We start from the raw sequence: 19,950 nt of genomic DNA on the forward strand, positions 1-19,950 counted from the left end.
GCCGCGTCAGAGAGCGCCGAGGATGTCGGAGACGCGCTCCTTCGCGTCGCCGAAGAGCATCTGGGTGTTGTCGCGGAAGAACAGCGGGTTCTGCACGCCGGCGTAGCCCGAGGCCATGGAACGCTTGAACACCACCACGTCCTTCGCGTTCCACACCTGCAGCACCGGCATGCCGGCGATCGGCGAGCCCGGGTCCTCCGCCGCGGCGGGGTTGACGGTGTCGTTCGCCCCGATCACGAGCACGACGTCGGTGCCATCGAAGTCGGCGTTGATCTCGTCGAGCTCGAGCACGATGTCGTACGGCACCTTCGCCTCGGCGAGCAGCACGTTCATGTGGCCGGGCAGGCGCCCGGCGACCGGGTGGATGCCGAAGCGCACGTCGACCCCGCGCGCGCGCAGCCTCTTCGTGAGGTCGGCGACGGGGTACTGCGCCTGCGCGACCGCCATGCCGTAGCCGGGCGTGATGATGACCGAGCGGGCCTCGCGGAGGAGGTCGGCGACCGACCCGGCATCCGTCTCGTGATACTCGCCCTGCTCTTCGTCGCCGTCCGAGCGCGGCGCCTCGATGCCGAAGCCGCCCGCGATGACCGACAGGAACGAGCGGTTCATCGCCTTGCACATGATGTACGACAGGTACGCACCCGACGAGCCGACGAGGGCTCCGGTGACGATCAGCAGGTCGTTGTTCAGCAGGAAGCCGGCCGCGGCCGCCGCCCAGCCCGAGTAGCTGTTGAGCATGGATACGACGACGGGCATATCTCCGCCGCCGATGGAGGCGACGAGGTGCCAGCCGAGGGCGAGGGCGAGCGCGGTGACGGCGACGAGCAGCCAGATCGAGGGGGTGATGACGTACCAGACGGTCAGCACGACGAACAGGACCAGTGCGCCGACATTGAGGTAGTTCTTGCCGGGCAGCATGAGCGGCTTCGACGACATGCGCCCCGAGAGCTTCAGGAACGCGACGATCGACCCGGTGAAGGTCACCGCCCCGATGAACACGCCGATGAACACCTCGGCGTGGTGGATGCCGACGAGTTCGGCGGCGATGCCCTCGGCGTAGAGGTGCCCGTTCCACTCGACGAGCACGGCCGCGAGGCCGACGAACGAGTGCAGCAGGGCGATGAGCTCGGGCATGCCGGTCATCTCGACGACGCGGGCGCGCCACAGGCCGATCGCGCCGCCGACGACGATCGCCGCGACCATCAGGCCGACGCCGAGATAGAGCGTCACATCGTCGGGAACGAGCGAGCCGAACGAGATGACGAGCAGGAAGGTCGCGGCGAGCGCGATCGTCATGCCCGCGATGCCGTAGGCGACGCCACGGCGGGCGCTCTCCTGCTTGCTGAGGCCCGCGAGGGCCAGGATGAACAGCAGAGCCGCGACGATGTATGCCGCGACGGCGATGGACTGCACGAGCGCGAGGCCCGCGGCGGTGGAGGTGGAGACGAAGGTCACTTCTGGTCACCCTTCTGGAACATGGCGAGCATGCGCCGGGTGACGGCGAAGCCGCCGAAGATGTTGATGGATGCCACGAGCACCGCGATCGCGGCGAGTGTCTGCACGAGCGGGTTCGGCACGATGATCTGGGTCGTCGCGCCGACGATGATGATGCCGCTGATGGCGTTGGTGATGCTCATGAGCGGGGTGTGCAGGGAGTGCGCGACCTTGCCGATGACGTAGAACCCGATCACGACCGAGAGCGTCAGCACGAGGAAGTGCTGCGGCAGCGGTGGCGGCGAGATCGCGCATACGAGAAAGAGGGCGGCGATGCCCGCGGCGATGAGGCCCGACTTCGCGCCCGCCGAGAGTTTCTTCTTCTCGGGTGCGACAGGAGTGGCGGCGGTCTGCGTCTTAGCGGCCGGGGCCGCAGACACCTGCACGGCCGGCGGCGGCCAGGTCACGGCGCCGTCGCGGGTGACGGTGACCGAGCGCTGCACGACATCGTTCTCGTCGTAGACGACCGTGCCGTCTTTCGCGGGGGTGAGGAGCGTCATGAGGTTCAGCAGGTTGGTGCCGTACAGCTGCGACGCCTGCTGCGGCAGGCGCCCCGCGAGGTCGGTGTACCCCAGGATCACGACGCCGTTCTCGGTGACGACCCGTTCGCCGGCGACCGAGCCTTCGACGTTGCCGCCCTGACCGGCGGCCATGTCGACGACGACGCTGCCGGGCTTCATGCTCGCCACGTCGGCCGCGGTGAGCAGGCGCGGGGCGGCGCGCCCCGGGATGAGGGCGGTCGTGATGACGATGTCGACGTCGGCGGCCTGGTCGCTGTAGAGCTTCGCGGCGGCCGTGTCGTAGGCGGCGCTCGTCGCCTTGGCGTAGCCGTCGCTCGAGACCTCTTTGGCCTCGTCGGGCACGACGACGTCGAGGTAGGTGCCGCCGATCGACGCCACCTGGTCGGCGACCTCGGGGCGCGGGTCGGTGGCGCGCACGATCGCGCCGAGGCTCGAGGCGGCGCCGATCGCGGCGAGGCCGGCGACGCCCGCTCCCGCGACGAGCACCTTGGCGGGCGGCACCTTGCCGGCCGCGGTGACCTGCCCGGTGAAGAAGCGGCCGAACTCGTTCGCCGCCTCGACGACGGCGCGGTAGCCGGCGATGTTGGCCATCGAGCTCAGCACGTCCATCGACTGGGCGCGAGATATGCGCGGCACGGCATCCATCGCGAGGGCGGTCACTCCGCGTGCCGCGAGCGCCGCGAGCAGATCGGGCGAGAGCGCGGGCGCGAGCACGCCGACGAGCGTGGCGCCCGGCTGCAGCAGCGCGATCTCCGCCTCGGTCGGTGCGGCGACCTTGAGCACGATGTCGGAACCCCAGGCGGTGGCCCGGTCGACGATCGCTGCGCCGGATGCCTCGTACGAGGCATCCGGGAACGACGACTCGTGCCCCGCACTCGTTTCGACGACGATGTCGTAGCCGAGTGCGCGGAGCTTCGCTGCGGTCTGGGGTGTGGCGGCGACGCGTGTTTCGCCGGGCTGTTCGGTCACGATCCCGATGCGGGTCATGGCTCTCCTTTGGTTCTGCGCCCGTCGCGGACGCCGATCCCGACTCTAGGGCGCATGCTGCGCGTCGCGAACGACATGTCATGGGAAAAAACGCGGTTCCTTGCATCCGTAGACTTTCCGCATGACCGTCGCCTCTACGCCCGCACTCGAGTCTGACCGCCAAGCGCTCATCGCCCTGATCGGTGAGGAGGCCGTCTTCCACGGCGACTTCACCCTGTCGAGCGGAAAGAAGGCGACGTATTACGTCGACATGCGAAAGCTGACCCTCGACCACCGAGCCGCTCCCGCGATCGGTCGGCTCGTGCTCGACATCGTGCGCGATCTCGACGTCGACGCGGTCGGCGGGCTCACGCTCGGTGCCGACCCGATCGCGAACGCGGCACTGCACGCGTCGGTCGCCGCCGATGCCCCGGTCGACGCGTTCGTCGTGCGCAAAGAGCCGAAAGACCACGGTCGCGGCCGTCAGATCGAGGGTGCCGAGGTCGCCGGCAAGCGCGTCGTGATCGTCGAAGACACCTCGACCACGGGCGGGTCGCCCCTCAAGGCCGCGCAGGTGGCGAAGGATGCCGGGGCCGACGTCGTCGCCGTCGTCACCGTCGTCGACCGCAAGACCGGCGCGCAGGCCGCCGTCGAGGCCGCCGGTTTCGAATGGCGCTCGATCATCGACCTCGACGACCTGGGGCTCGAGGCGCAGTAGGGGAGCGCTGGGCTGAGGCCAGCGGACCGAGGCATCCATGTTGAGGCATTTGCGCTAGAATTCTGCACATGACGGTTCTGTCCCTCGCAGATGCGCGCGCCTCGCTGAGTAAGCACATCGAGTCGGCGGCGACCACTCATGAGCGCTTCGAGATCACCCGCAACGGGGCCCGAGTCGCCGTGCTGCTCAGCGCGGACGATTACGACTCGCTCATCGAAACGGTCGATATCTTGAGCAGTCCCGAAGAGGTCGCCGGTCTGCGGGTGGCGATCGCGGAGCTCGATTCGGAAGATGTGTCGTCGGCCGAGCAGGTTCGCGCGGCGATGGTCGCGCGCGGTCGCCTGGCCGAGTGAGCGACGCCTACGAGGTCGTCTTCACGCGGTCGGCCAGACGCGCCCTCGAGATCACGCTCCCCGAGTCTGTCGCGGCGGCCGCCTTCGAGTTCATCGTCGGCCCGCTCGCGAGCAATCCTCGGAGAGTCGGAAAGCCCCTGCGCGAACCGCTTGCGCCCCTCTACTCAGCGCGCCGCGGTGAGTACCGCGTTCTCTACCGGATCGAAGACCAGCGGCTGGTCATCGAGGTCGTCACCATCGAGCATCGTCGCGACGCTTACCATCGCCGCTGAGTGGCGGGCAGGCGCAGGGCGGAGCCGGGGCAGACCGCGCCGGGCGTCTTCCCAGGTGGGCGCGGTACGATGATCGGGATAGGCGAACTTCTCATTCGTCTCGCCCCGGCTGTGTGGTAACAGTCGGGGCTTTCTCTTTGCCTCAGGTTTTCAGAACGCGTTTTCGCAGCCGCGTGGGGGAGGTGGTCACCGGCCGCCACGCGCGGCGGGTGTCGTGCCACGGTGGCGCGAGTACTTCGGGCACGCCGCGGTTCATGCGGATGCTCCACCCGATCCGGTCGAGGAAGCGGTGGTGATACCAGCACAGCAGCACGCCGTTGTCGGTGTGCGTCGGCCCGCCGACCGCGTGTTCGGTGACGTGGTGGATCTCGCACCAGCCGGCGGGCGTGCCGCACCCGGGGATGATGCAGCCGCCGTCGCGCAGGGCGATCGCGCGGCGTTGGTGGCGGTTGAAGACGCGTTCCTCGGTGCCGATAGCGAGGATCCGCCCGCCCTGCATCGTGACGCGCTGGATCACCCCGCCGCACGCGATGTGGCGGGCGACCGCCACGCTGATCGGCTGGTCGCACCCCTGCGCGTGCGCGTAGCCCGTGCCTCGCGCGAGATCGTCGGCGTCGACCGAGACCACGAGCGTCGGAGCGGCGCCGCCGATCGTCGGAAGCAGACCGGAGGATGCCGCGACGTGCACCGCCGCCGCGAGCGCATCGTGCTGGCGTTGTGCCCGGGTGCGATCGTCGCGGGCGGGAAGCGGCGGGAGCGCGTCGCCACCGTCTGCGGTGCAACCGTCTGCCATGCTCGAGGCGGTCGGGTCGTCGAAGGCGACCTTGGGCGAGAGGTGCGCGTCGAAGATCGTCTGCAACTGCGCCGCGACCTCGGGGAGCAGCAGACCTCGGACCGGCACGCCGTCGGGTGAGGCGACGCCCAGCACGAGCGCGCGCTTGCGCTCCGCGGCCCGCTCCCGCGGCTCGGCGCCGTCTTGATCGAGGGCGAGCGCCCACGTCTGTGCGTGGATCTTCAGCAGTGCGGCGCAGGCCGGCGGCGCGGCATCCGGCCCCTCTCCGCGCGCTTCGGCGACGACGATGTCGGCCGCCTCGCGGCGCGCGCGTGCAGAGACGCGCGGCGCGGTCGCCTGCAGGGGATCGGTGATGGCGAGGATGCCGTCGACGCCGATCGTCCCGTCGACCATCGCCGCCCGCACGCTCGGGAACGGCGCATCGAGAGCCTCGCCTGTGGTGTCGGACACGGCGGGGCGCACGGCTTTCGCAGCCCGAAGGAGGCGTGCCGCGGTCTGCGGACCCACGCGGGTGAGCGACTGGACGAGCTCGACCGCGTCGCGGCATCCGAGGTGCGACGTCATGCGCTCGTCGCGCGCCGCCTGCTCGGAGCGGCGTGCGACCTCACCCACTGCGTGGACCAGCAGTGCTTCGGCGAGCCGCGCGAAGGCTGCGATGGCGGCCACCTGCTGGGCGAGTTCGGTCTCGGTCGCGCGCTCGAGCATCCGCTCGCTCGCCGCGTCGCGCACCAGCGCCGCGGCCTGCGTGCGCAGGTCGTCGAGCCGCTGAGCGAGGAGGTCCATACGCCCCATTTTGGCAGGGGCGTCAGACATTGGGCGGGTGAAAAGATCCCGTTCAGCTCAGAAAAATGTCTCGTTGCTGACGTCGATCGTGCGCAGGGTCGTTCACGAAATCGTCACCGCAGAAGGCCCGAGCGGCCCCGGTCGATCTGCGCCTGGATTTCTTCGCCGGCGCGGTGCAGCTCGGGGCCGAGGTGCGGGTCGACGCGGCTGCGGCGCATGCGCGGCACCGCGATGGCGGTGATGAGGGCGACGGCCAGCAGCGTCAGGCCTCCGGTGGTCATGGCGACGAGCAGTCCCGACATGCGATCTCCGTTCGTTCCCTCGAGGCTAGCCGGTGGTGCCGGCGCGCATAACCCCGCGGTGGGTGAGGGGTGCTGCACAATGCGGGGATGGACTACGAACTCGACGCTGACCCTGCTCGCATTCAGCGCGAGGTCGTCTGGGCGTGGCTTTCGACCGAGGCGTATTGGGGGCGTCAGCGCACGCGTGCCGACGTCGACACCCAGCTCGACGGCGCCTGGCGAGTCGTCGGCGCTTATCGCCGTGACACCGGCGAGCAGGTCGGCTTCGCCCGCGCGGTGTCTGACGGGGTCACCTTCGCCTACCTCGCCGACGTCTTCGTGCTCGACGCCCATCGAGGCAACGACCTCGGCAAGCGGATCGTGCGACTCATGATCGACGACGGGCCGGGCCGCGACTTCAGGTGGACGCTCTTCACGAAAGACGCCCACGGGCTCTATGAGCAGTTCGGGTTTGGAGCACCCGACGCGACGGCGATGGTTCGCGCCGCGCGGTGAGGTGCTGAGGTCGGCCTCTTGTCGCCCGAGTGCAGGCAGCTCCGGTGTGATCTCCTTGCGAACAATGGCGGTTTAGGTGTCAGGGGCACAGAAACTGCAAATGGAAACTCAAGTAGCGCTCATCGCCGGATTGCTCACCCTTAGTGGCGTTGTCGTCACTGCGTTGGCGAGTGGCTTTGGTGCTGTGCTGAGACGCCGCTGGTCCCGAATGGACCGTGAGCAGGAGTTACTCGCCACTGAGCGACGCGAGCTTCGAGCCCTTCGACGTGAGGCATACGCGGAACTTCTATCGGGTTGCAATAGGGCTTCGAACGTTCTCCTGAGTTTTGCGAGTGGAGTCGCATCGGGCGAGTTGGCTCGCTGGTCGGAGTCCGCGACTGAAGCCGAGCAGCAGCGGTATCTGAAGAAAAATGCGCCCTACATCGAGGAGCTGGACGCGCTCAGCAACTCCGCAGCCGTAGTTGCCGGTCCAGAAGTTGCTCGTCTGATCAAACGGGTCGAGCTAGAGCTCATAGACGTATTTGCCGATGCTGCAAGTGGCGTAATTAGAGAGTTCGTCGAGTATCGAAGGACGCGCGATGAGTTGCTCGGGGCGATGCAAGCGGAGCTTTCGCACATCGGTTGATCGCGAGACCCGCTTTTCGCATCGCCTGCTGCGGGCCACCGTCCGGCGGCGTCGATTGTGTCTTGCGTGAGCGATCCCTGAGCGGGCATTGCGTGGGAGTGGGGCCCGTCTGGCGCGGGATCAAATCGATGGGGCCGCCTCCGCCGCGATGTAACGACCAACATGGAAGGGCGTTCCGAGGACATCAGTCACCGTCGCACGGCCCGCGAGGCGCTAGTCCATGCGGCTGAAAATATGCCTGTTGCGTTCGCCGCGATACGTCCGAATCCGGTCGTGCTGCGCGCAGGGATCCTCGTCTTCAAGTATGCGACTTTGGTCCGTGTCCGTTCGCCCGCATGACTCGCCCGAAGCGCCGCGCGACAGCCGCGCGCTCTGCGCGACGCGCTCTCGATACGCCACACCCTGCGCGCCGACTCGGCACACCACGCTCACCGCAGCCACTCACCCACCCAACTCACCGCACCACCGCAGTAACGGTCGCGAGCCGGCCGAGCACCTCCTGGCTGATCGAGCCGAGCAAGAAGCGGGCGAGCGCGCCGCGGCCGTGCGTGCCGACGACGGCGAGGCGGGCGCCGCTCGCGATCTCGTTCAGCACCTGCGAGGGGTAGCCGCGCTCGACGCGGCGCTCGACGACCAGGTCGGGGTAGTCGCTCACGAGGCCCGCGAGGGCGAGCGACAGCACCTCTTCGGTCGAGGCCTGCATGTTCTCGAGGTACAGGTCGGGGTACACGGCCAAGTCATTGCGCGGTGCGGTCAGCGGAGTCCACACGCTCACCGCGACGAGTGCCTCGCCCAGCCGGTCGGCCTCGGCGGCGGCGAAGCGCAGCGCGTGCTCCGACACCGACGACCCGTCGATACCGACGACGACGCCCGACCGACCCTCGGTGTCGAAATCGGGCACCACAACGACGGGGCACGCGGCACCGGCGGCGATCCGCACGCCGTGCGCGCCGCGCGGGGGTCCGTCGCCCGGGCCGCGATAGTCGCTGCCGATGACGAGCAACGCAGAACGGCTGGATGCCTCGATCAGCACCCGCACGGGATTCCCAGCCTCGGCGCGCACCGCCACCGGCACCGACGGCGCGGCCGCACGGATGCGCTCCGCCTGAGCCTCGAGGAATTCGCCGGTCGCCGCGAGCGCGTCTTCGACCACGGCATCCTCGCCGACCGTCCCGAGCGCGCCGCCCACGACGGCGACGAGCTCGAGCCGCTGCGAGCGAGCCTCCGCGCGGCGCACCGCCCAGTCGATCGCGCGGTGAGAAGCAGGGGCGCCGGTCACTCCGACGGTGATCGTGTCGTTCATCGGGCTTATCCCTCCGTTGGGGGCATCCTGTCCTCCCACGCTAGGCGAGACGGATGCCGCGTGCATGCGCTCGCGCCGTGACAACCCCGCCGCTCAGTCGGGCAGTCGCAGCGGATCGTGCGGGGGCGGGTCGATGATCTGCGACGAGGCTTGCGCGTCGGAGTGCGGGTGGGTCGGGCGCGCGCGCCCGAGGTAAGCGTCGGAATAGGCATCCGACGCGTAGAGCCCGGCGTCGCCACTGCCGGGCCTCGTTCGCCGTGGTCGCACCGACAGCGCCGAGACCAGCCCGATAGATGCGGCGACGGTCAGCCACACGACCCATGCCGGCCACTGCTCGAACGTCGCGGCGAACACGACGCCGAGGCCCACGACGCACACGAGTGCGATGGCCCAGCGCCGTGCGACATCTGCCCACATGGGCTCACGCTAGCCGAGCGCGCGATCCGCCACGACCCCCCACGACGCCCCGGCGCCAGCAGCAGGACTACTGGAAGATCGGCAGCTGCGAGGCGAGAGCGAGGATCAGACCCGCGAAGGTCAGGAGCATGATGCCGCGGCCGTTCGGCAGCGGCGTTCCCTGCGGGGCATCCTTGCGCCCGCGCAGAAACAGGACGAGCGCGAAGATCAGCAGCGCCATGCCCGAGAGCACCAAGAAGATCGCCATCAGCGCTCGCCCCCGCCCGAACCGCGGCGCCGGCCGCGCACGAACTGCACGACGAAGACGGTCAGCGTGCCGAGCAAGATCACGATGCTCGTGAGATAGAGCAGGGTCTGCTCGACCGGGTTCACAAGATCTCCGGGTCTTCGGACTCGAAGGGTTCGCTCGACAGCAGGTCGGCGACCGAATCGAGCACCTCGTCGGGGCGGAACGGGTAGCGCTCGATCTCGGCGTCGTCCGAGATGCCGGTGCGCACGAGGATCGTGTGCAGCCCCGCCTCGATGCCGGCGACGACATCGGTGTCCATGCGGTCGCCGATCATGCCGGTGTTCTCGGAGTGCGCCCCGATCCGGTTCATCGCCGAGCGGAACATCATCGGGTTCGGCTTGCCGACGACGTACGGCGCCTTGCCCGTCGCGTGTGTGATGAGCGCCGCGAACGACCCGGTCGCCGGCACGACTCCGGTCGGGGTGGGGCCTGTGGCATCCGGGTTCGTGATGATGAACCGCGCACCGGCGTTGATGAACCGGATCGCCTGCGTGATGCGGTCGAACGAGTAGTTGCGGGTCTCGCCGACCACGACGTAGTCGGGCTGCGTCTCGGTCATGACGTACCCGGCCTCGTGCAGCGCGGTCGTCAGCCCCGCCTCGCCGATGACGAAGGCGGTGCCGCCCGGGTGCTGCGACTTCAGGAACTCCGCGGTCGCGAGCGCCGACGTCCAGATGCGCTCTTCGGGCACCTCGAGCCCCGAGATCCGCAGCCGCGCACTCAGATCGCGTGGCGTGTAGAACGGGTTGTTCGTCAGCACCAGAAAGGGCGTTCCGGTGTCACGCCACTGGGCGAGCAGCTCGGCCGCCCCCGGGATCGGCTTGTTCTCGTGGACGAGAACCCCGTCCATGTCGGTGAGCCAGCATTCGATATCGGCACGTGTCCGCATGGGGCCCAGCCTAGCGGTGCGATCCGCCCTAGTCTCGACCCGTGGCACGTGATGACTGGGACCCCCACCGCCTCCCCGACCTCGAGGGGCGCCGGTATCTCGTCACGGGCTCGACGGCCGGTCTCGGTTTCTTCTCGTCGCTGCAGCTCGCCGCCGCCGGCGGTCACGTCATCATGACCGGACGGAACCCGAACCGTCTCGCTGCGGCGCGTGCCGCGGTGCTGCGCAATGCGCCGGATGCCTCGGTCGAAACCCTCCTCCTCGACACCAGCAACCTGGGGTCGGTGCGCGCCGCGGCGGCGACCGTGCGCGGGCGCGCCGGGCTGCACGGACTGCTGCTGAACGCCGGAATCGTCCACCCGCCGCGCCGCCGCGAGACCACGGCCGACGGCCACGAGATCGTCTTCGCGACCAACGCACTCGGCCACTACGCCCTCGCCGGCGAACTGCTGCTCCCGCTGGCCGCCGGCCGCGGCCGCATGGTGTGGGTCGGGTCGATGTCGACCTCGATGTGGCCCTACGACCCGATCGACCCCGAGCTCGAGAACGGCTACACCCCGTGGCGCGCCTACGTGCAGTCCAAGGTCGCGACGACGGCCCTCGGGCTCGAGGCCGACCGGCGCCTCCGCGCCGCGAGCGTGCCCATCGCGAGCGTCGTCGCGCATCCCGGGTTCTCGATCAGCGGCCGCACCCGCGGCATCGTCGGGGTCAACGAGCCCACGCGCCGGCGCCGATTCATCGGCAACCTGCAGGCCCCGATCACCCAGTCGAAAGAGCACGGCGCCTGGCCGCTCGTGCGCGCCCTCGTCGACCCCGAGGCCGAGGGCGGCCAGTTCTGGGGACCGTCGCGCGTCGTCGCCGGGGCCGTGCGCCGAGCGACACCCGCCAAGATCACCCGCGACCACGAGCTCGCGGCGCGCCTTTGGAACTACTGCGAACACGCCACCGGCCTGCCCTGGCCGTACCTGAAGGCGAGCCGCACGAGGCGCCGGCGGTGACTACCGCCCCGTAGCCGACACGGCTCGGGCTCGCCGCCGCGGCGGCGCTGCGCTGGCGGCGCCTGCGCGCCGCGATGACGGATGCCTCGAGCTTTCGCAGCTGGATGATCGACGCCAACGACGGCATCATCGCCACGGCCAGCCTGCTGCAGGGTTTCGCCGGGGCGGGAGCGAGCGACCGCCTGCTGCTGCTCGCCGCGACCGCCGCGACCATCGCCGGCGGGCTCTCGGCCGGCGGCGCGAAATGGGCCGAGGTCGCCGTGGAACGCGAAGCCGAGCAGCGGCTCGTACGGGAAGAGTCGGCGGAGCTCGAAGCCGACCTGCGCGGCGAGATCGACGAACTCACCGCCCACTGGCAGGCCAAGGGCCTCTCGCCCGAGACGGCCCGCACCGTCGCCGAAGAGCTCACCGCCCACGACGCGCTCGCCGCCCAGCTCGACGCCGAGTTCGGCATCGAAGAGCTGCTCACTCCCGCAGCCCCCATCTGGTCGGGGTTCGCGACCGCGATCGCGTTCATGGTCGGCGCCTCGATCCCGCTCCTGATCACCTGGCTCGTTCCCATGCAAGTCGAAGACACCGTCATCGTCATCGCCGTCATCGTCTCGCTCACGGTCGCCTCGATCATCGCCGCGCGCGCCGGGCACCTCGTGCTGCGCAAGGTGCTGGTGCGCAGCCTCGTCGTCGGCATCGGCACGATGGCGGTCAGCTACGTCGCGGGACTCGTCCTGTTCTGAGCCCGGGCTGCTCGCACCGAGGTCAGGCGGTGATCCAGACGGCCGACGCCGCGGCATCCGGAAGTTCGATCGTCGCGCCGCCGTCGACCTGCACCGCACCGCGGCCGGTGACCGTCACCGCGTGGCCCACATCGATGCCCGCACCCTCGAGCGCCCTCAGCAGCGCCGGGTCGCGATCGCTCACCCGCAGCACCCGCCCGCTGTGCCCGATGACGGCCTCGGCGAGCAGCACGAACGGTTCGGTCACGACCACGCCCGAGGCATCCGGAATCGCGTCGCCGTGCGGATCGCGCGTCGGGTGCCCGAGCCGGGCCGAGATGCCCTCGAGCAGCCGGTCGCTGATCGCGTGCTCGAGCACCTCGGCCTCGTCGTGCACTTCGTCCCACGCGTAGTCGAACTCGCGCACCAGCCACGTCTCGATCAGGCGATGCCGGCGGATGATCGCCGCCGCCCGCGCGCGACCGGCATCGGTCAGCGACACCGGACCGTACGGGCGGTGCGACACGAGCCCCAGCGCCGCGAGCTTCTGCACCATCTCGGTCACCGTCGACGGCGCCAGGGCGAGCTCGGCCGCGAGCTGCGACGGCGTGATCGCGACGCTCTGCCACTCGGTGTGGTGGTAGATCGTCTTCAGGTAGTCGTCGATCGCGACGGAGTTCGCGGGCACGCGGTCCAGGCTATCCGCCCGGCGGGGCGCCACCCAGCACGAGCCACAGCAGCATCCCGTTGAGCGCGATGAGAAAGACCGCGGATGCCACGCCGCCGAGCGTCGTCCACCATCGGTTGCGGTAGCGGCCGAGCACGTCGGTGCGCGCCGTGAGGGCGACGAGCGGCACGAGCGCGAACGGGATGCCGAAGCTCAGCACCACCTGGCTGAGCACGAGCGCGGCCGTCGGGTCGACGCCCGCGGCGAGGATCGCGATCGCGGGCGCGAGCGTCACGAGCCGCCGCGCGATGAGCGGCACGCGCACCCGCAGCAGGCCCTGCATGATCTCGGCGCCGGCGTAGGCCCCGACCGCCGTGCTCGCGAGGCCGCTCGCGAGCAGCCCCACCGCGAACAGGGTCGCGACGACCGCGCCGAGGCCCGACTGCAGGGCGGCGTAGGCGCCTTCGAGACTGTCGGTGCCGGGCACGCCGGCGAGGTTCGCGGCGGCCAGCAGCAGGATGGCGAGGTTCACGGTGCCCGCGATCGCCAGGGCGATCGTGACATCCCACCGGGTCGCCCGCAGCAGGCGGGGGATACGGGCGGGGTCGGGTGGGGTGGCGGTGTTCGGGGTCGGGGCGGTCGGGGTGTGCGGGGTGGTTTTGTCGGTGGTGGCGGTCGGGGGATGCGGGGTTGAGGTCGTCGAGGCGTCGGCGAACCGGTCGCGGGCGAGCGCGCTGTGCGCGTAGATCGCGTGCGGCATGATCGTCGCCCCGAGGATCGAGGCGGCCAGCAGCACCGATTCGGCGCCCTCGAAGCGGGGGACGAGTCCGCCGATCACGCCCGCCGGGTCGGGCGGCGCGACGAACACGCCGTACGCGAACCCGAACGCGATGATCGCGAGCAGCGCGATCACGATGAACTCGAAGCTGCGCGCCCCGCGCCGCTGCTGCACGAGCAGCAGCGCCAGCGAGACGGCCCCCGTCACGAGGCCGCCGACCGGGAGGGGCACCCCGAACAGCAGCCACAGGGCCACCGCCCCGCCGATCACCTCGGCGATGTCGGTCGCCATCGCGACGAGCTCGGCCTGCAGCCAATACGCCCGCCGCGCCCACGGGCGGTGCAGGCGCTCGCCGAGCGTTTCGGCGAGGCTTCGCCCCGTCACGACCCCGAGCTTGGCCGACAGGTATTGGATCAGCCACGCCATCGTGTTGCCGAGCACCACGACCCACACCAGCAGATACCCGAACCGGGCGCCCGCGGTCATGTTGCTCGCGACGTTGCCGGGGTCGAGATAGGCGACGCCCGCCACGAGCGCCGGGCCCAGCAGCCACGCGGCACGCGGGCGGCGGGCGGTCACGGGCGCGCCCTCCGACGCGCGCGGGGGCGTGCGCGCGGGCTGGGCGGACCGCTCCTGCCCTGTCGGCCCCATCGAAGGATTTTTCGGCACACCGAAAACGTAGCACCGGATATTTCGGCGTATCGAAAAATCCGGTGTGGGCGCGTCTGTGGGGGCGTCGGCACGGGAAACCGGGGTGCGGGGCGGCGGAGCCGCGGTGACGGCACGGGATCCCCTGCTGATGCCCCCGGATCGGGCGGGCGCCGAACGCCCGACTAGCCTGAACCTGTGGGCGCATCAGGCGAGCCGGAAGGCGAGAACGGGTCAGAGCCCGAGCGCGCTCCGGCGTCCGAGGCCGAGCCGCAGCTGCCGGTCGGCGTGGGGCCCTGGCTCGGCAGCGTCGACGACTGGCCCGACGACCCGCGCTACGACCGTGAGCTGCTCGCCGGGGGAGACCGCCGCAACGTCATCGACCGGTACCGCTACTGGACGATGGAGGCCATCGTCGCCGACCTCGATGCACACCGGCATCCGTTTCACGTCGCGATCGAGAACTGGCAGCACGACATGAACATCGGCTCGATCGTGCGCAGCGCCAACGCCTTCGGCGCGGCCGAGGTGCACATCGTCGGCAAGCGCCGCTGGAACCGTCGCGGCGCGATGGTCACCGACCGCTACCAGCACGTGCGCCACCATGAAGACATCGCCGCGTTCGCCGCATGGGCGAAGGATGCCACTCTGCCGATCATCGCCGTCGACAACGTGCCCGGCTCGGTGCCGGTCGACCGTGCCGACCTGCCCGAGCATTGCGTGCTGTTGTTCGGTCAGGAAGGTCCGGGGCTCTCACCCGAGGCCGTCACCGCCGCGCAGGGCGTGGTCGAGATCACCCAGTACGGCTCGACCCGTTCGATCAACGCGAGCGCCGCCGCGGCGGTCGTGATGTACGAGTGGTGCCGCCGCTGGGCGTGACGTCACTGGGCGTGACGGCACCGGACCCGAAATCACGGCACCTGAGCTCAGCCGATGTCGCCGATCAGGAACGCCGACGCGTGGCCGCTCGGCGGCGGGCCGCCGACCTCGCCGCCGAACAGCACGCGTGAGACCCCTTCGGTACTCTCGCGAAGCTCGGTGAGCGCGGTGGCGAGGTCGTCGTCGGCCACCTCGCGCCCGGCGAGCGTCGCCCGCAGCACGGCCCGGCGGATGAGCTCCTTCGCGAACGACGCCGTCACGCCCTCGGCCTCGTCGGCGGCGCGGTCGAGTGCCGCGGCGGTCAAAGGCAGACCCTCGGCGTAGAGGGCGAACAGCGCGCGGCGGGCGGCGACGTCGGGCAGAGGGATCTCGACGGCGAGGTCGATCCGGCCCGGGCGTGCGGCCAGCGCCGGCTCGAGCACGTCGGCGCGGTTCGTCGTGAGCACGAAGGCGACGTCGGCGTCGCCGTCGATGCCGTCGAGCGCGTCGAGCACCTCGAAGAGCATCGGTTGCAGGCCGAACGAGCCGCGCTCGGCCGCGACGAGATCGACGTCTTCGAGCACGACGATCGACGGGGCGAGCGCCCGCGCGAGTCGCGCCGCCTCGGAGACGAGCCCCAACGAACCGCCCTGCAGCAGCACCGTCGTCGCTCCCGGCAGCTCGTGCAGCAGGTAGCGGACCGTCAGCGTCTTGCCCGTGCCGGGAGGGCCGTACAGCAGCACGCCGCGCTTGAGGTGCTGCCCGTGCGCGCGCAGGGCGTCGGCGTTCTCGCTCACCCCCGCGACGTGGTCGCGCACGCGTTCGAGCACGCCGCTCGGCAGGATGACGGCGTCGGCAGACACGTCGGGGCGGTCGAGGAACGTCACTGCACCGATGCCCTGACCGTACTCGTCGCGACCGAAGGTGACGACCTGGCCCCGAACGACGCTGAGCGCGTTCATCCTTTGGCGCAGCTCGTCGATGAAGGCGGTCGTCGTGTCGATGTCGGGGCTCAGGATCTCGAGCTCCGCCGCGTTCCGCCCGAAGCGCGGGTTCGCGCCGCGCTGCAGCGCCGCGAACGGAACGCCCTTCCAGTGCAGCAGGCGCAGGCCCATCGCGACGACCTGCCGCGTGCTGCGCGGGCCGTCGGCGACGGTCGCGTATTCGACCGCGGCATCCACCGTGAACCGCGCGTACGGGCTCTGGATCAGCGACGGGAGGTCTTCGTGATGGCGCGCCTGGCCGCCCGAGATGCCGAGGACGAGCGCCGTCGGGTCGTCGCCGGCGAGCGAGTCGAGCGCCAGGTCGAGGTCGATCAGCCTGTGCGGCGCGACCTGCTCGACGACGACGGGCAGGCTGCCCGGGTCGACGCCGAGGTGATCGCGCACGCGCTCGCCGAGCGGCGTGAGCGATGCGGGCCTCTCGTCAGGCCGCTCGTTCAGGCGGCGCACGAGCTGATGGAGCTGGGCGAGGAAGGCGTCGTCGTCGGTGGGCACCCCCTCAACCTAGGTTCGATGACCGCGCCCCGGCTAGCCCTTCGACACGGTCGGCCCGCGGGAGCAGCGCCGGGCTCGCGCGAGCGGCCGCCGCGTCACGCCCCGGCGGTGAGCCAGGCGGAACGCCGGATGCGCCAGCCGAGCGTGCCGAGCCGGGCGAGCATGTACACGCCGAAGAAGCAGACCGCGAGCCAGGCGAGGCCCTCCGCGCCGGTGGGGTGGGCGATCCACACGGCTACGAGCGCCGGCACGTAGGGCACCAGGTTGAGACCGCCCGCGATCGCGAGGTAGCGGGCATCGCCCGCGCCCATGAGCACGCCGTCGAGCACGAACACCACTCCGCACACGGGCTGCGCGACGGCCAGCACCAGCAGGGCCGGCTGCACGAGCGCGGCGACGTCGTGAGACCCGGTGAACACGAGGCCGATCACGCCCGACAGGGCCGCGATCAGCCCGCCCACGAGCACCCCGAACCACGCACCCCACGCCACCGTGCGCCCGAGCACCCGGCGCACGAACGGCTCGTCGTCGGCGCCGAGACCCCGGCCGACGAGCGCCTGCGCGGCGATGGCCAAGGCATCCAGCGCGAAGGCCGCTGTCGAGAAGATCGTGAACGCCACCTGCCAGCCGGCGAGTTCGTCGGTGCCGAGCCCCGTCGCGACGTAGACCGTCGCGAGGAACGCGATTCGCAGCGACACGGTGCGCAGGAACAGCCACCACCCCGCCCGCGCCGAACCGCGGAGCCCCTCGCGCTGCGGAAGAACGGATGCCTCGTGCTGCCGCGCGAGCTGCCCGACCACGAACGCGTACGCCCCGACCATCGACCACTGCGCGACGACCGTGCCCGCGGCGGACCCCGCGATGCCCCAGCCGAACCCGTAGATGAACAGCCAGTTGAGCAGGGCGTTGAGGCCGAAGCCGAGCCCCGCGATCCACAGCGGCGTCACGGTGTCTTGCATGCCGCGCAGCAGGCCCGTCGCTGCGAAGACGATGAGCATGGCCGGCAGCCCCCACATCGACAGTTGCAGGTAAATGACGGCCTGTTCTGAGACGGCGGCGTCGGCCCCGAAGAGCGAGACGAGCCACGGGGTCGTGAGCGATCCGACCACCGCGAGCACGGTGCCGAGAGCGAGGGCGAGCCAGAGCCCGTCGATGCCGGCCCGCACGGCCCCCGTGTGCTCGCCGGCGCCGAACCGGCGGGCGACCGCCGGCGTCGTCGAGTAGGCGAGGAACACCATCAGGCCGACGATCGTCTGCAACACCGCAGACGCGATGCCGAGTCCCGCCAGCGGCACCACCCCGAGGTGGCCGACGAGCGCCGAGTCGACGATCAGGAACATCGGCTCGGCGATGAGCGAGCCGAGGGCCGGGACGGCCAGGCGCAGAATCTCGCGGTTGAGATTCGGCGCGGCCATGGACCGAGCCTACGACCGGGCGCCGACGCGGCGAGACGCGGAAGGGGCGGGCCCGTCGTGTGTCGCGAAAGCAGGGCGAACCGGCCTCTGAGGGGCCGCAGGCGCGTGAGAAGCCCGTTTCGCCCTGCTTTTGCCACGCCGAACGCACAAGCCGGCCCCACGCCAGCCGGCCACACGCCACCCCGCCCGGCCACCCCGCCCGCCGCCTCCGCCCGCCTTACCCCGCGCCGCAGGCCGCCCGGCCGCCCCGCCCGCCCCGCCACGTAGCCTGGAAGGGTGGCGCGCGCGAGGTTCTGGGACAGGCTGGCGCTCGTGCGCGCGCTCGCGCGCACGCCGACCTGGGTGCGCCTCGTGCTGTCGATCGGGTCGATCGTGCTCGGCGCCGTGATCGTCATCCGCCCGACGACGGCCCTCGACGTGCTGGCGCTGCTTCTCGGCGGCGGCATGGTGCTCACGGGCGTGCTCTCGGCGACCGGGCGCGTCGACGAGGGCGAGGGGCGCTGGCGCACGGCGCTCGTGGTCGGCTGGATCGTGCTCGGTGTCTTCGTGCTCGCCTGGCCGGGCCTGACGGTGCGCGCGGTCGCGATCATCACGGGCGTGCTGCTGCTCGTCAACGGTGCCGCGGGTGTGGGCACGGCGCTGCTGAAGGGCCGCGGGTGGGACGACCGCATCGCGGATGCCGCGTTCGGCGCGACCGGTCTCATCTTCGGTGTGCTGGCGCTCGTCTGGCCCGACATCACGCTGCTCGTGGTGGCGGTGGTCTTCGGGGGATCGCTCATCATCCGCGGCATCGTCGACCTGTGGAGCACGGCGGTGCGCCGCAGGCAGCGGTTGAGCGAGCAGCGGGGCGAGCCCGAGGCATCCGTGCCGAAGCGTCGCTGGGGCCGCGCCGCGATGGCGATCGTCTCGGTGACCGCGACGGTCGTGTTCGCCCTCGTGACGGCGCCGCTGCGCGAAGGGTCGACCGTCGTCGACGAGTTCTACGCGGCGCCGAGGTCGATTCCGCACGAGCCGGGCCGGCTGATCCGGGCCGAGCCGTTCACCCGCGACGTGCCGAACAACGCGGTCGCGTGGCGCATCCTCTATACGACGACCGGCGTCGACGGGAAGGTGCGCACCGCGAGCGGACTGGTCGTCGTGCCCGAGGGCGGTGAGCCGGGGCAGCGGTGGCCGGTGATCGACTGGAACCACTCGACCACCGGCTACGCCCAGCACTGCGCGCCGTCGCTGCAGGCGCGGCCGTTCTGGGCGGGCGGGCTGTACCCGATCAAGAAGGTGCTCAAAGAGGGCTGGGCGATCGTCGCGACCGACTACATCGGCCTCGGCACGCCGGGCCCGCACCCGTATCTGTTCGGCGCGCCGAGCGCGTACGCGTCGCTCGACGCCGTGCGTGCGGCGCGCGAGATCGACGAGGCGCAGCTGAGCTCGAGCACCGTGATCTGGGGGCACTCGCAGGGCGGCGCGGCGGCGCTGTGGTCGGCGGCGCTCGCGCGCTCGTACGCGCCCGAAGTGTGGGTGCGCGGTGTCGCGGCCTTCGCACCCGCGAGCGATTCGACCGCGCTCGTCGACCACGTCGGCGACGTGCAGGGCGGGCTGATCTTCGCGTCGTACGCGTTCGCCGCCTACAGCGAGATCTACCCCGACATCACCTATCCGCGCTACATCCGCCCGGGCATGCAGCCCGTGCTGCGGGCGATGTCGGAGCGGTGCCTCACCGACCCGTCGATGGCGCTGTCGGTGCTCGCGGTGCTCGGCACGAGCGCCGACCCCGACCTCTTCTCGACGAACCCCGCCTACGGGCCGCTGGGCACGCGGCTGCGCGAGAACTCCTCGCCCACGGGGCTCGGTCCGCCGCTGTTCCTCGGGCAGGGCGGGTCGGACTCGATCGTGCCGCAGACGATGCAAGACGGCTACGTCAAGCGCGTGTGCGCCGACGGTCAACGCATCGAGTACCACCGCTACACGGGGTACGAGCATGCGCAGGTGATGGAGACGTACTCGCCGATGATCGCCGACGCCATCGCGTGGACGCACGCCCGGTTCGACGGCGAGTCGGCGAACGCCGACTGCTCCATCACCGACACGCCTCGCTGACGCGCGCGCGGGCGCGGCCGGCGAGGTCGCCGGCGTGCGCCGCGCAGGCCCGCACGCCGAGGC

The 19,950-nt window shown here is 70.9% G+C and carries 22 protein-coding genes; 9 read left to right on the plus strand and 13 right to left on the minus strand.

Going from position 1 to position 19,950, the window contains the following annotated elements; genetic code table 11:
* Window positions 1-6: 6 nt before the first annotated feature.
* Entirely contained in the window at window positions 7-1,455 is a 1,449-nt protein-coding gene (gene pntB, locus G3N18_RS03165; RefSeq protein WP_196382857.1) for a Re/Si-specific NAD(P)(+) transhydrogenase subunit beta, read from the minus strand.
* Complete coding sequence (locus G3N18_RS03170) at window positions 1,452-3,002, minus strand: Re/Si-specific NAD(P)(+) transhydrogenase subunit alpha (RefSeq protein WP_196382858.1); 1,551 nt, start codon at window positions 3,000-3,002, stop codon at window positions 1,452-1,454. Before G3N18_RS03170 ends, pntB begins: the two co-directional genes overlap by 4 nt.
* 121 nt (window positions 3,003-3,123) lie before the next feature.
* On the opposite strand from G3N18_RS03170, the gene pyrE reads away from it, so the two are divergent.
* The 3 genes from pyrE to G3N18_RS03185 all read left to right on the plus strand — a co-directional run bounded on the left by pyrE (window position 3,124) and on the right by G3N18_RS03185 (window position 4,324).
* Window positions 3,124-3,699, plus strand: coding sequence for an orotate phosphoribosyltransferase (gene pyrE, locus G3N18_RS03175; RefSeq protein ID WP_196382859.1), 576 nt, complete (start codon window positions 3,124-3,126; stop codon window positions 3,697-3,699).
* 68 nt (window positions 3,700-3,767) lie between these two features.
* The gene (locus G3N18_RS03180; protein WP_196382860.1) at window positions 3,768-4,052 is read left to right on the plus strand and encodes a type II toxin-antitoxin system Phd/YefM family antitoxin; all 285 of its coding nucleotides are present in this window, start codon (window positions 3,768-3,770) and stop codon (window positions 4,050-4,052) included.
* Window positions 4,049-4,324, plus strand: a complete 276-nt coding sequence (locus G3N18_RS03185; protein WP_196382861.1) for a type II toxin-antitoxin system RelE/ParE family toxin — start codon at window positions 4,049-4,051, stop codon at window positions 4,322-4,324. The genes G3N18_RS03180 and G3N18_RS03185 overlap by 4 nt, the downstream gene beginning before the upstream one ends.
* A gap of 142 nt (window positions 4,325-4,466) precedes the next feature.
* Here the strand turns inward: G3N18_RS03185 and G3N18_RS03190 are convergent, their stop codons facing one another.
* On the minus strand, window positions 4,467-5,900 hold the full coding sequence (locus G3N18_RS03190; RefSeq protein WP_230403803.1) for an HNH endonuclease signature motif containing protein: 1,434 nt from the start codon (window positions 5,898-5,900) through the stop codon (window positions 4,467-4,469).
* Between the two features lie 113 nt (window positions 5,901-6,013).
* Window positions 6,014-6,202 (minus strand): hypothetical protein, encoded by a 189-nt coding sequence (locus tag G3N18_RS03195; RefSeq protein ID WP_196382863.1) that lies wholly within the window; start codon window positions 6,200-6,202, stop codon window positions 6,014-6,016.
* 87 nt (window positions 6,203-6,289) lie between these two features.
* On the opposite strand from G3N18_RS03195, the gene G3N18_RS03200 reads away from it, so the two are divergent.
* Both G3N18_RS03200 and G3N18_RS03205 read left to right on the plus strand, forming a co-directional pair.
* Window positions 6,290-6,697: a GNAT family N-acetyltransferase gene (locus tag G3N18_RS03200; RefSeq protein ID WP_196382864.1), complete on the plus strand. Its 408-nt coding sequence runs from the start codon at window positions 6,290-6,292 to the stop codon at window positions 6,695-6,697.
* Window positions 6,698-6,797: 100 nt separating this feature from the next.
* Window positions 6,798-7,322 (plus strand): hypothetical protein, encoded by a 525-nt coding sequence (locus G3N18_RS03205; RefSeq protein WP_196382865.1) that lies wholly within the window; start codon window positions 6,798-6,800, stop codon window positions 7,320-7,322.
* A 454-nt stretch (window positions 7,323-7,776) separates the two neighbouring features.
* Here the strand turns inward: G3N18_RS03205 and G3N18_RS03210 are convergent, their stop codons facing one another.
* From G3N18_RS03210 to G3N18_RS03225, 5 genes are all read right to left on the minus strand, one after another.
* The gene (locus G3N18_RS03210; protein ID WP_196382866.1) at window positions 7,777-8,625 is read right to left on the minus strand and encodes a universal stress protein; all 849 of its coding nucleotides are present in this window, start codon (window positions 8,623-8,625) and stop codon (window positions 7,777-7,779) included.
* Between the two features lie 93 nt (window positions 8,626-8,718).
* The gene (locus G3N18_RS03215; protein WP_196382867.1) at window positions 8,719-9,042 is read right to left on the minus strand and encodes a hypothetical protein; all 324 of its coding nucleotides are present in this window, start codon (window positions 9,040-9,042) and stop codon (window positions 8,719-8,721) included.
* 67 nt (window positions 9,043-9,109) lie between these two features.
* Window positions 9,110-9,289, minus strand: coding sequence for a hypothetical protein (locus G3N18_RS03220; protein WP_230403804.1), 180 nt, complete (start codon window positions 9,287-9,289; stop codon window positions 9,110-9,112).
* Window positions 9,289-9,414: a hypothetical protein gene (locus G3N18_RS16275; protein WP_268932570.1), complete on the minus strand. Its 126-nt coding sequence runs from the start codon at window positions 9,412-9,414 to the stop codon at window positions 9,289-9,291. Before G3N18_RS16275 ends, G3N18_RS03220 begins: the two co-directional genes overlap by 1 nt.
* Window positions 9,411-10,220, minus strand: a complete 810-nt coding sequence (locus G3N18_RS03225) for an HAD-IIA family hydrolase (protein WP_196382868.1) — start codon at window positions 10,218-10,220, stop codon at window positions 9,411-9,413. The genes G3N18_RS16275 and G3N18_RS03225 overlap by 4 nt, the downstream gene beginning before the upstream one ends.
* A 41-nt stretch (window positions 10,221-10,261) precedes the next feature.
* On the opposite strand from G3N18_RS03225, the gene G3N18_RS03230 reads away from it, so the two are divergent.
* Window positions 10,262-11,218 (plus strand): SDR family NAD(P)-dependent oxidoreductase, encoded by a 957-nt coding sequence (locus tag G3N18_RS03230; protein WP_196382869.1) that lies wholly within the window; start codon window positions 10,262-10,264, stop codon window positions 11,216-11,218.
* Window positions 11,219-11,292: 74 nt separating this feature from the next.
* Entirely contained in the window at window positions 11,293-11,952 is a 660-nt protein-coding gene (locus G3N18_RS03235) for a VIT1/CCC1 transporter family protein (RefSeq protein WP_196382870.1), read from the plus strand.
* Window positions 11,953-11,974: 22 nt separating this feature from the next.
* On the opposite strand, the gene G3N18_RS03240 is transcribed toward G3N18_RS03235, so the two are convergent.
* Window positions 11,975-12,619: an iron dependent repressor, metal binding and dimerization domain protein gene (locus G3N18_RS03240; protein WP_196382871.1), complete on the minus strand. Its 645-nt coding sequence runs from the start codon at window positions 12,617-12,619 to the stop codon at window positions 11,975-11,977.
* Window positions 12,620-12,629: 10 nt separating this feature from the next.
* Complete coding sequence (locus tag G3N18_RS03245; protein WP_338038213.1) at window positions 12,630-13,955, minus strand: Nramp family divalent metal transporter; 1,326 nt, start codon at window positions 13,953-13,955, stop codon at window positions 12,630-12,632.
* Between the two features lie 345 nt (window positions 13,956-14,300).
* Here G3N18_RS03245 and G3N18_RS03250 point away from each other — a divergent pair, with 345 nt between their 5' ends.
* Window positions 14,301-14,903: a TrmH family RNA methyltransferase gene (locus G3N18_RS03250; RefSeq protein WP_206692921.1), complete on the plus strand. Its 603-nt coding sequence runs from the start codon at window positions 14,301-14,303 to the stop codon at window positions 14,901-14,903.
* A 47-nt stretch (window positions 14,904-14,950) separates the two neighbouring features.
* Here G3N18_RS03250 and G3N18_RS03255 read toward each other — a convergent pair whose 3' ends face one another.
* The gene (locus tag G3N18_RS03255) at window positions 14,951-16,378 is read right to left on the minus strand and encodes an AAA family ATPase (protein ID WP_196382874.1); all 1,428 of its coding nucleotides are present in this window, start codon (window positions 16,376-16,378) and stop codon (window positions 14,951-14,953) included.
* A 95-nt stretch (window positions 16,379-16,473) separates the two neighbouring features.
* Window positions 16,474-17,793, minus strand: a complete 1,320-nt coding sequence (locus tag G3N18_RS03260; protein ID WP_196382875.1) for an MATE family efflux transporter — start codon at window positions 17,791-17,793, stop codon at window positions 16,474-16,476.
* Window positions 17,794-18,069: 276 nt separating this feature from the next.
* Between G3N18_RS03260 and G3N18_RS03265 the strand changes: the two genes are divergently transcribed.
* Window positions 18,070-19,887, plus strand: coding sequence for a lipase family protein (locus tag G3N18_RS03265; protein ID WP_196382876.1), 1,818 nt, complete (start codon window positions 18,070-18,072; stop codon window positions 19,885-19,887).
* Window positions 19,888-19,950 lie beyond the last annotated feature (63 nt).

The organism is Microbacterium paulum, from assembly GCF_015707995.1.
GTDB classification, from domain to species: Bacteria; Actinomycetota; Actinomycetes; order Actinomycetales; family Microbacteriaceae; genus Microbacterium; species Microbacterium paulum.